At 66.6% G+C, this 2,230-nt stretch carries 3 protein-coding genes; all 3 read right to left on the reverse strand.

The features are described from left to right. Nucleotides 1–623 (reverse strand): dTMP kinase (gene tmk, locus NBW84_RS01710; protein ID WP_250281046.1); only part of this gene is annotated, 623 nt, incomplete at its 3' end. Continuing rightward, the gene (locus NBW84_RS01715) at nt 601–1,182 is read right to left on the reverse strand and encodes a 3'-5' exonuclease (RefSeq protein ID WP_250281048.1); all 582 of its coding nucleotides are present in this window, start codon (nt 1,180–1,182) and stop codon (nt 601–603) included. The genes tmk and NBW84_RS01715, both read right to left, overlap by 23 nt. Continuing rightward, nucleotides 1,175–2,230, reverse strand: a 1,056-nt coding sequence (locus tag NBW84_RS01720) for a radical SAM protein (RefSeq protein ID WP_250281050.1), incomplete at its 5' end; no start/stop codon positions are given. The genes NBW84_RS01715 and NBW84_RS01720, both read right to left, overlap by 8 nt.

Consider the following 2,230-nt stretch of genomic DNA (forward strand, 5'->3'; position numbering starts at 1 on the left):
AAGAAGGCGAGTAGGCGGTCACGGATGAGTGCTGCGGACTGTTCGGGGGGCTGGCGGTTGACATCCACTCGCAGCACGTTGAAACCGGCCTGGATCAGCCGCTCGGCGGCCTGCCGGTAGAAGCGGGCTTCGGCGCGAGAGCTGTCGGGCGGGAGCTGGAAGCGGTTGTGCGGGCCACGATCGGTCAGCCGTTCGGCAACGACCTCGGGATCGGCGTCGAGGATGACGGCCAGGTCGGGCCGGTCAGCCTCGGCATTGAGCTGCCAGAGGAAGGTGAGATCGACCCCGTCGAAGCGTTGCATCACCAGACCGGACGGGAGGTAGCGGTCGCTCAACACCACGCGGCCGGCTTCAAGGTTCGGCCGGACTTCCACCTCAAGGTGGTGGTAGCGGTCGGCCGCGTACAAGCAGGCCAGCGCGTGACCCGTGACCGTCTCGGTCACCTCGCGGCAGAGCTGCCCGATAGGCCCCGTGGACGGCTCGGCCGTGACGTGGACATCATCGCCCGCGGCGACGAGAAGGTGTGCCAGGTGCTGCACGATGGTCGACTTCCCCGCGCCGCTCGGCCCGTCCACTGAGACGAACACGCCATGCGGATGATCAGAAGAGGGCCGGAGGTTCATCCTCGCTCCCTCCGGGCGTTTGGCCGCGCAGCGCTTCCCACGTCGCGGCCTTGGTGGCGAGGGTGACGAACAACCGGGCCGCCACCAGCGCGTCATAGGTGGCGCGGTGCGGTGAGAGGTCGTCGGGTAGATCCTCGGCCAGTGTGAACGCCTCGACCAGGCTGCCGAGCCGGTAGTCGCCCTGATCCGGCATCAACCGGCGAGCGAGCCTGAGTGTGTCGAAGACCTCCGGCGTCTTCCAGTCGGGGAGCTGGCGGCGCAGGACACCAACGTCAACGTGCGCGTTGTGAGCAACCAGGGCGTCAACATCCAAGACTGCCCGTACATCGGCCGTGACGTCCGTGAACGGCGGGCAGTCAGCCACGTCCGTGTTGGTCAGGCCGTGGATGCGGGTGGCGAAGTGCTTGATCGGCCGTTCGGGCCTGACCAACCAGCTCACCGCATCCCCGACGACCCCGCCGACGATCGGGACGGCGGCCAGTTCCACCAGGTCGGGCGGCTGCTGGCCGTTGCCCTCGACGTCCACGACCACGTACGTAAGGCTTGTCCAGTCAGTCATCTTCGTTCTCGTCCTTCCATCCGATGTCGGCCCGGCCATGTCGCCGCTCATGGTGCGGATGGCGCACGTCGTGTACCTGGAAGCCAAGCGCGTGTTGCAGGTAGTAGCGGGGCTGTTCCGTCTCCAGCCCGGAGACGATGGCCGCTTGCTCCGTGATGTCCTCGACCACCAGGCCGCGCGCTTCGGACAGGGAGCTGGCGATTTCCCGTATCCGGTCGGCTGACGGCACCCGGTGTGTGCCCGCGCACAGTTCGATCTGACTCAGCGGGCAGATGTCGCACAGCTCCCGGATGCCATAGTGGCCGTTGTAGTCGGGCAACCCGTGTGCGTAGGCCACAGCGCATGAGGTCTTGCGGAACAACGGGGTGCTGGCGTCGAAGGTAGCCAGGACCCGGCGCTCCAGGGTTTCGGGCACGATCTTCCGGCGCGCCGTGCCCTCGTACGGCTCGGGCAGCCCGTTGGCCCGGTAGTATTCAGCGATCTCATCCCGGTAGAACAGGCCGGTGAACACGGTGGCGTCGGCATGCCGAGGCAGCCGGTATGCCGTGTCGAGGTGTTCCGGCGAGTCGTTGAGGCCCGGCACCAGCGGACGCCAGTAGAGAACGGTGCGGTACTTTCGGCGCTCGGGTGCGCTCATGAGCTTCAGCGATTCGGCGGCGACGTGTGATGGGTAGGGCTCGATGGCCTTGTTGTCGATGCCGGAGTACGTGAACAGCAGCGTCACCCTGACACAGCGGAGCTGGTTGAGCCGGTCGATGTCCTCGGGCTTCATCTGGTGTCTGGTGATGACCAGAACATGGTTGGTCAGGCCGCGTTCGTCGAGATCTTCCAACACGGCGAAGGTGTGTGGCCGGACGACCGGCAAGAACGGGTCGGTGGCCCGGTTGAGCACCTGCACCGGGGTGACGTGTGGCTGGAAGTACCGATGCGTGACCAGCTCTTCGACGGCCTGGGCGTCGCTCATGAGCGCACGCGGCACCCGCTGATCCCACAGGCCGTAGGTGTGCCGGATGCAGTACGCACAGTCGAGCGGGCGGCGGTGGTGGTC

It is taken from the genome of Protofrankia sp. CiP1_Cm_nod2 (genome assembly GCF_920664355.1).
Classification (GTDB): domain Bacteria; phylum Actinomycetota; class Actinomycetes; order Frankiales; family Frankiaceae; genus Protofrankia.

Coding starts and splice junctions, on each gene's coding strand:
- NBW84_RS01715 (WP_250281048.1), bottom strand. CDS start 1,182: ATGACTGACTGGACAAGCCTTACGTACGTGGTCGTGGACGTCGAGGGC.